The organism is Halomonas sp. BC04 (genome assembly GCF_000568385.1).
Genome location: NZ_AZQX01000257.1, coordinates 1 through 6618, shown reverse-complemented (window position 1 = coordinate 6618; position 6618 = coordinate 1). Strand labels below are relative to the sequence as shown.

At 67.0% G+C, this 6618-nt stretch carries 7 protein-coding genes; all 7 read left to right on the top strand.

Features of this window, described 5'->3' with window-relative positions; translation table 11 throughout:
* The first annotated feature begins 763 nt into the window (after positions 1-763).
* Positions 764-3349 (top strand): ABC transporter substrate-binding protein, encoded by a 2586-nt coding sequence (locus Q427_RS17880; protein ID WP_043516463.1) that lies wholly within the window; start codon positions 764-766, stop codon positions 3347-3349.
* Positions 3346-3939 carry a hypothetical protein gene (locus Q427_RS32530; RefSeq protein ID WP_197030725.1) on the top strand — a complete coding sequence of 198 codons (594 nt, stop codon included), beginning with the start codon at positions 3346-3348 and terminating at the stop codon, positions 3937-3939. Before Q427_RS17880 ends, Q427_RS32530 begins: the two co-directional genes overlap by 4 nt.
* 17 nt (positions 3940-3956) lie before the next feature.
* Entirely contained in the window at positions 3957-4460 is a 504-nt protein-coding gene (locus Q427_RS32525) for an ABC transporter permease (RefSeq protein WP_197030724.1), read from the top strand.
* The gene (locus tag Q427_RS32520) at positions 4457-5308 is read left to right on the top strand and encodes a hypothetical protein (protein ID WP_197030723.1); all 852 of its coding nucleotides are present in this window, start codon (positions 4457-4459) and stop codon (positions 5306-5308) included. The genes Q427_RS32525 and Q427_RS32520 overlap by 4 nt, the downstream gene beginning before the upstream one ends.
* Positions 5275-5802, top strand: a complete 528-nt coding sequence (locus tag Q427_RS32515) for an ABC transporter permease (protein WP_197030722.1) — start codon at positions 5275-5277, stop codon at positions 5800-5802. The genes Q427_RS32520 and Q427_RS32515 overlap by 34 nt, the downstream gene beginning before the upstream one ends.
* Positions 5802-6332, top strand: coding sequence for an ATP-binding cassette domain-containing protein (locus Q427_RS32510; protein ID WP_197030721.1), 531 nt, complete (start codon positions 5802-5804; stop codon positions 6330-6332). Before Q427_RS32515 ends, Q427_RS32510 begins: the two co-directional genes overlap by 1 nt.
* Positions 6302-6618: ABC transporter ATP-binding protein (locus Q427_RS32505; protein WP_442905524.1), on the top strand; the 317-nt coding region annotated here is incomplete at its 3' end. The genes Q427_RS32510 and Q427_RS32505, both read left to right, overlap by 31 nt.

The window sequence follows — 6618 nt, the reverse complement described above, 5'->3', positions numbered from 1 at the left end:
TTGCCTCCCTTGTTGGAGCGCTGCTCCGCATCGCGACTGGCGCCGCAGGCGCCTCGGCGGAAGCCGCGTCGTTACCCGTTATCGCCAACGCAGGACAACACCGCGGGGAGGCCTTCGGCCTCCAGTCGTGATCTAAAGATTCCTCCTACAGCACGGCCATTGCCTCCCTTGTTGGAGCGCTGCTCTGCATCGCGACTGGCGCCGTCAGGCGCCTGGCTGAGGCCGCTTCGTCAGCGGTTGTCGCCAGCATTGGTAACACCGCCGGGGAGTCCTGCGGCCTCCAGTCGTGATCTAAAGATTCCTCCTACAGCACGGTCATTGCCTCCCTTGTTGGAGCGCTGCTCCGCATCGCGACTGGCGCCGCAGGCGCCTCGGCGGAAGCCGCGTCGTTACCCGTTATCGCCAACGCAGGACAACACCGCGGGGAGGCCTGCGGCCTCCAGTCGTGATCTAAAGATTCTTCCTACAGCACGGCCATTGCCTCCCTTGTTGGAGCGCTCGGTTCGGCGCTCCGACTCTGCATCGCGACTGGCGCCGCCAGGCGCCTCGGCGGAAGCCGCGTCGTTATCTGTTATCACCAACGCAGAGCAACACCGCGGGGAGGCCTGCGGCCTCAAGTCACGACCTGATGATGCTGCGTTGCAATATGCTGCCAACGTCTCACGATGTTATCGAAAGCTCGACAGACTGCTAGGGTGAAGGTAACGGAAAGTAAATTTCCCATGCCACGCCCTGGCGTTGAGCTGACCGAAGCGGTGACATCATGTTGAAAGGTACCGTACTGGGAATAAGCGCATTGCTGTTCGTAGCGGTACTCGCTGTCGCCCTGCGTCCGGCGCCGACGGATCCTCCCCGACAGGCGCCGACGCCGGGTGACGGTCTCGACGAGACGGACCTTCAGGACCGGCGTGGGGCCATGGTGGACCAGGTTGTGTTCACCCGCGAGGCGGATGTGGGGCGGGTCACCGGGCTGATCGAGGCGGGGTCCCACCAGCTCTTCACCCAGGGCATCTCCAGCTCCACGGTTTTCAACCGCCTGCGCGACTCCCTGCATACCGCCTACGATCTCTCCTACGGCACCTCCAGCGAGCTGACGATCAATCCGGTGGGCCCGGAACTGGCGGGAGGCGAGCTCAACCCCTTCCATGTGCCGGCGATCCGCGAGGCGCTCAATCGCCTGATCGACCGTCGCTACATTGCCGAGGAGATCTTCGGCGGCCTGGCGGTGCCCCGCTACCTGCCGCTCTCCACCGCCTTTCCCGACTATGCGCGCCTGGCCGATGTGGCGCGTGAGCTGGAGCTGCGCTACGCCCACGACCCGGAGGCCGCCACCGAGGTGATCCACCGCGAAATGGAAGACCTGGGCGCACGCTTCGACCAGGGGCAGTGGTGGTACCGGGACGAGCCGGTACAGTTGCGGGTGCTGATCCGCACCGAAGACGAGCGCCGGCGAATCGGCGACTACATCGCCAACCTGATGGAAGATCTCGGCTTCGTCGTCGAGCGTCGCTATCGCACCGCCGAGGAGGCCTCGCGCCTGTGGATCGCCAGCGACCCCCGCGCCGGGCACTGGCATCTCTACACCGGCAGCTGGATCACCATCCTCATTCAGCGCGACCAGGCCGAGGGCTTCAGTTTCTACTACACCCCTCGGGGCCGCGCCGAGCCGCTCTGGCAGGCCTATGAGCCGGTGCCGGAGTTCGACGAGCTGGCCGACCGCCTGCAGCGCCGTGACTACGCGACCTGGGATGAGCGCCAGGCGATGATGGCACGGGCCCTGGAACTGGCGCTGGAGGACTCGGTGCGTATCTGGCTGGTGGACCAGCTCAACGCCTCGGCCCGGGCCGCCAATGTCGAGGTGGCGGTGGACCTGGCCGGCGGGCTCTCCGGCTCGGCCTTGTGGCCCTACACCCTGCGCTATACCGACCGCGTGGGCGGGCAGATGGTCTTCGGCACCCCGGGGATCCTCACCGAACCCTGGAACCCGGTGGCGGGGAGCAACTGGGTCTTCGATACCATGCTGATCCGCGCCACCCAGGACCCGGTGGTGATGCCCGACCCCTTTACCGGGCTTTACCTGCCTCAGCGGCTCGCGGCGGCCGAGGTCACCGTTCAGGAGGGTGTGCCGGTGGAGCGTACTCTGGACTGGCTGAGCGTTGACCAGGCCGAGAGCATCGAAGTGCCCGAGGAGGCCTGGATCGACTGGGACGCCGAGGCCGGGCGGTTCATCAGCGCCGCTGACAAGCACCCGGACGGCATCACCGCGCGGACCCGGGTGCGGGTGACCTATGACCCGACGCTCTTCGAGCAGCGCTGGCACGACGGCACGCGGCTCTCGCTCGCCGATGTCGTGCTGCCCTGGATCCTCACCTTCGAGCGCGCTGACGAGCAGAGCCGACTGTTCGATATCGCCCACCTGCCGGTGTTCGAGGCCTTCCAGCGTCACTTTCGCGGCTGGCATATCGTCGCCGAGGACCCGCTTGTCATCGACATCTACAGCGACCAGATCTACCCCGATGCCGAGACCATCGTGGCGGCCCGGGCGCCGACGCCGTCCCCTTGGCACACCCTGACCCTGGGGATCCTCGCCGAGCAGCGCGGTGAGCTGGCGTTCTCCTCCAACAAGGCCGATCGCCTGCAGGTGGACTGGATGAGCCTGGTGGCGGGCCCGAGCCTGCCGGTTCTCGAGCGCCACCTGCGTGAGGCCCGCGAGCGCGGCACGCGACTCTACCCCGAGGTGCTGGGCGAGTGGCTCGATGACGACGAGATCGCCACCCGCTACGCTGCGCTGACCGAGTGGCACGCCGAGCGCGGCCACTTCTGGATCGGCAACGGGCCCTTCCAGCTGCACTCGGTGCATCCGGTGGCGGGCAGCGTCGTGCTGCGCCGCTTCGCCGACTTTCCGGACCCGGCCGACAAGTGGCTGCGCTTCACCACGCCCATGGTGCCGGAGTTGACGCTGGATGGTCCCATGGTGGTGGAGAGCGGCCGAGTGGCGATAGGCCCGGTGGGCAACGGCCCCCTGGCCGCCGGCGACGGGGAAGGTCGGGAGGACGCCGAGTTCCAGCTGTCCGTGACCTTCGAGGGCGAGCCCTATCCCCAGGAGGACATCGAGCAGGTGCAGTATCTGCTGTTCGACGGTCGCGGCGAACTGGCCCGGCGTGGCCAGGCGGAGGCGCGGGGCGAGGGGCAGTGGCGCATCGCGCTGTCGGAGGAGACCCTGGCGACGCTGGGCGTCGGCGCCAACAGTCTGGAGCTCGCCGTCACCAGCCGCCGCGTGGCATTGCCGGCCTTCGCTTCCCATGTTTTTGCCACGGTGCCGCCCGGCGGCATGGAGGAGGTGCGATGAGCGATTCACCGATGGCCCCGCCGCCCCGGCGCGGCATGCTTCGTGACCTGCGGCACATGCTGCTGTATGCCGGCAAGCGGCTACTGGCGCTGCTGTTCACCGTGCTGGTTGGCGTCTACCTGACCATCATCATCGCCAACATGGGCGGCCAGGTGGATGAACTGCGCCTGGTGCAGATCCGCAGCCAGGCGTCCGAAGCGGTGCGCGCCGACCCGGCTTTCCAGGATCTGACGCCGACCGAGCGCAACGAGCTGATCGAGCGTCAGGTTTCCCAGGAGGTGGAGCGGCTGCGCCTGGATCAGCCGTTCGTGGTGCGTAGCGTCGACTACCTGCAGCGGGCCATGCGGCTCGACCTGGGGCGCGCCGAGCAGATGCACAGCGACCGGGGTTCACGGGAGGTCTACGACATCATCGTCGAGCGGTTGCCGGCAACACTGCTGCTGTTCGGCAGCGCCAACCTGCTGGTGTTCTTCGTCTCGGTATTCGCGGCACTGTTCTTGTCACGACGCTACGGCAGCGCGCTGGATCGAAGCGTGATCGCCCTGGCACCGACCTCGGCGGCACCGGCTGGTTCTACGGGATCTTCCTGATCCTGGTCTTCGCCTTCGTGGTGCCGGTACTGCCGGCCGGCGGCATGGTCACCGCCCCGCCCCCGGAAGACCGCTGGGAATACGCCGCCAGTGTGCTGCGCCACATGCTGCTGCCGCTTATCGCCATGTTCCTGTCGTCGATCTTCATCTCCATCTACTCCTGGCGCACCTTCTTCCTGATCCACTCCAGCGAGGACTACGTGGAAATGGCCCGCGCCAAGGGGCTGCCGTCGAACCTGATCGAGCGGCGCTACATCCTGCGCCCGACACTGTCGCCCATCATCACCAGCTTCCTGTTGATGCTGATCGGTCTGTGGAGCGGCGCCATTATCCTCGAGCAGGTGTTCAACTGGCCGGGGCTGGGCTCGCTGCTGTTTCAGGCCATCGGCCACCGCGACACCCCGGTGATCATCGGTGGGGTGGTGATCTTCGCCTACCTGCTGGCGGTGACGGTGTTCCTGCTCGACATCCTCTACGCACTGCTCGATCCGCGGGTGCGCATCGAAGGAGGGCGGCGATGATCGGTTCACGCTGGCGAGAGCACTGGGAGGAGCTGCGCCGCTATCCCTCGGCGCTGGTCGGTATGGCTATCATCGCCGCGCTGGTGGGGCTGTCGCTCTATACCGTGATCGCCATTCCGTACTCCCAGGCTCTGGAGAAGTGGCGTGGTGGAGAACCCTGGCAGCTGCACCCGGTCAACGCCGGCCCGCTGTGGGCCGATCGCCTGGTCGGTGGGCGCCAGCCGAGCACCCTGGTGATCGACAGCGATACGGCCGCGGTTGAGGAGGCGTCCTTCGCGGGCGGGCGTCGCCTGCGCATGGAGCTGGCCTTCGACTATCAATACGACGGCTTTCCCAGCGAGATCAACCTGTTCCTGCGCGCCGAGGGCCACGAGAAGCGTCCCTTCGCGCGCCTGCTGTGGCAGGCACCGGACGGTCGTGAATTCATGCTGGGCGGCCACCGCATCGGCCGTGACCATCGGATCTCGATCTCCCAGGATCGGGCCCTGGAGCGCCGGCTGGGTGGTCTGGTGCCGCATATCGGGCTGTTGGCCAAGCCCGATAGCGACGGAGATGCACCGCCGCAGGTCCAGCCGGGACGCTATACGCTGATGCTGGACGCCGTGGTCTTCGATGAGCAGGCGGGCATCGACGCCAAGCTGGTGCTCTATGGCCGGGTGCACGGCATCGCCGGCACCGACCACCAGCGGCGCGAGCTCAGCCTGGCGCTGATGTGGGGAACCCCGGTGGCGCTGGCCTTCGGCCTGCTGGCGGCGGTGGGTACCACCATTACCACCCTGATCATCGCGGCGGTGGGCGTCTGGTACCGTGCTGGGTGGATGCCACCATCCAGCGCCTCACCGAGGTGAACATGATCCTGCCGATGCTGCCGATCCTGGTAATGGTCGGCACCCTCTACTCCACCAGCATCTGGCTGATGCTCGGGGTGGTGGTGGTGCTGGGTATCTTCAGCGCCGGTATCAAGATGTACCGGGCGATGCTGCTGCCCATCCGCGAGGCGCCCTACATCGAGGCGGCCCAGGCCTACGGAGCCGGCAATCTGCGCATCGTGATGCGCTACATGATCCCGCGCATCCTGCCGGTGCTGATTCCCACCTTCGTCACCCTGATCCCTACGTTCGTGTTCCTGGAGGCTTCGCTGGCGGTGCTGGGGCTCGGCGACCCGGTGCTGCCCACCTGGGGCAAGGTGCTCAACGACGCCCAGTCCCAGAGCGCGCTCTACAACGGCTACTACTACTGGGTGGTGTCGCCGGCGGTGCTGCTGATGCTCACCGGCCTGGGCTTTGCCATGCTCGGCTTCGCCCTGGATCGGATCTTCAATCCGCGACTGAGGAGCCTGTGATGCCCGAGCCGACCCTGCTGCGCGTGGACGACCTGGCGCTGCACTACCAGACCCGTCGCGGCGTGGTGCGCGCCGTGGACGGGGTGAGCTTCGAACTGCGGCGCAACGAGGCGCTGGTGGTGCTGGGCGAATCCGGCTGTGGCAAGAGCTCGCTGGCCAAGCTGCTGATGCGGGTACTGCCGCGCAATATCCACCATACCGGCGGGCGGATCATGCTGGGTGAAACCGAGCTTGGCACACTTTCCGACGAGCGCTTCCGGCGCGAGGTGCAGTGGTCGCGCATGGCGATGGTGATGCAGGCCTCGATGAACGCGCTCAACCCGGTGGTCAAGGTGGGCCAACAGGTCGCCGAGCCGCTGCGGGTACTGCGCGGCTGGTCGCGCGCGCGGGCCCTGGCACGAGCCGCCGAGGTCTTCACCCTGGTCGGCATCTCGACGGACTTCATGACCCGCTATCCTTCGAGCTCTCCGGGGGCATGCGCCAGCGGGCGGTGTTGGCCATGGCACTGGTCGCCGAACCGGAGCTGGTGATCCTCGACGAGCCCACCTCGGCGCTGGACGTGCTGACCCAGGCGAGCATCATGAATGCCCTGAAGCGCGTCAAGCGCGAACTGGGCACCAGCTTCATCCTGATCACCCACGACGTGGCGACCTCCAGCGAGCTCGCCGATCGGGTGGCACTGATGTATGCCGGCCAGCTCGTGGAGGTGGCCGATGCCGGTGAATTCTTCGGCGAGCCGGCCCACCCCTATTCGCGGATGCTGATGGCCAGCGTGCCGCGACTGCGCCAGCGCCAGCGGCCGGAATCGATCCCCGG

Bases quoted from the DNA above. Each gene is read 5' to 3' on its own strand.
- Q427_RS17880 (WP_043516463.1), top strand. From the start codon at position 764: ATGTTGAAAGGTACCGTACTGGGAATAAGCGCATTGCTGTTCGTAGCG.
- Q427_RS32510 (WP_197030721.1), top strand. From the start codon at position 5,802: ATGCCCGAGCCGACCCTGCTGCGCGTGGACGACCTGGCGCTGCACTAC.
- Q427_RS32530 (WP_197030725.1), top strand. From the start codon at position 3,346: ATGAGCGATTCACCGATGGCCCCGCCGCCCCGGCGCGGCATGCTTCGT.
- Q427_RS32520 (WP_197030723.1), top strand. From the start codon at position 4,457: ATGATCGGTTCACGCTGGCGAGAGCACTGGGAGGAGCTGCGCCGCTAT.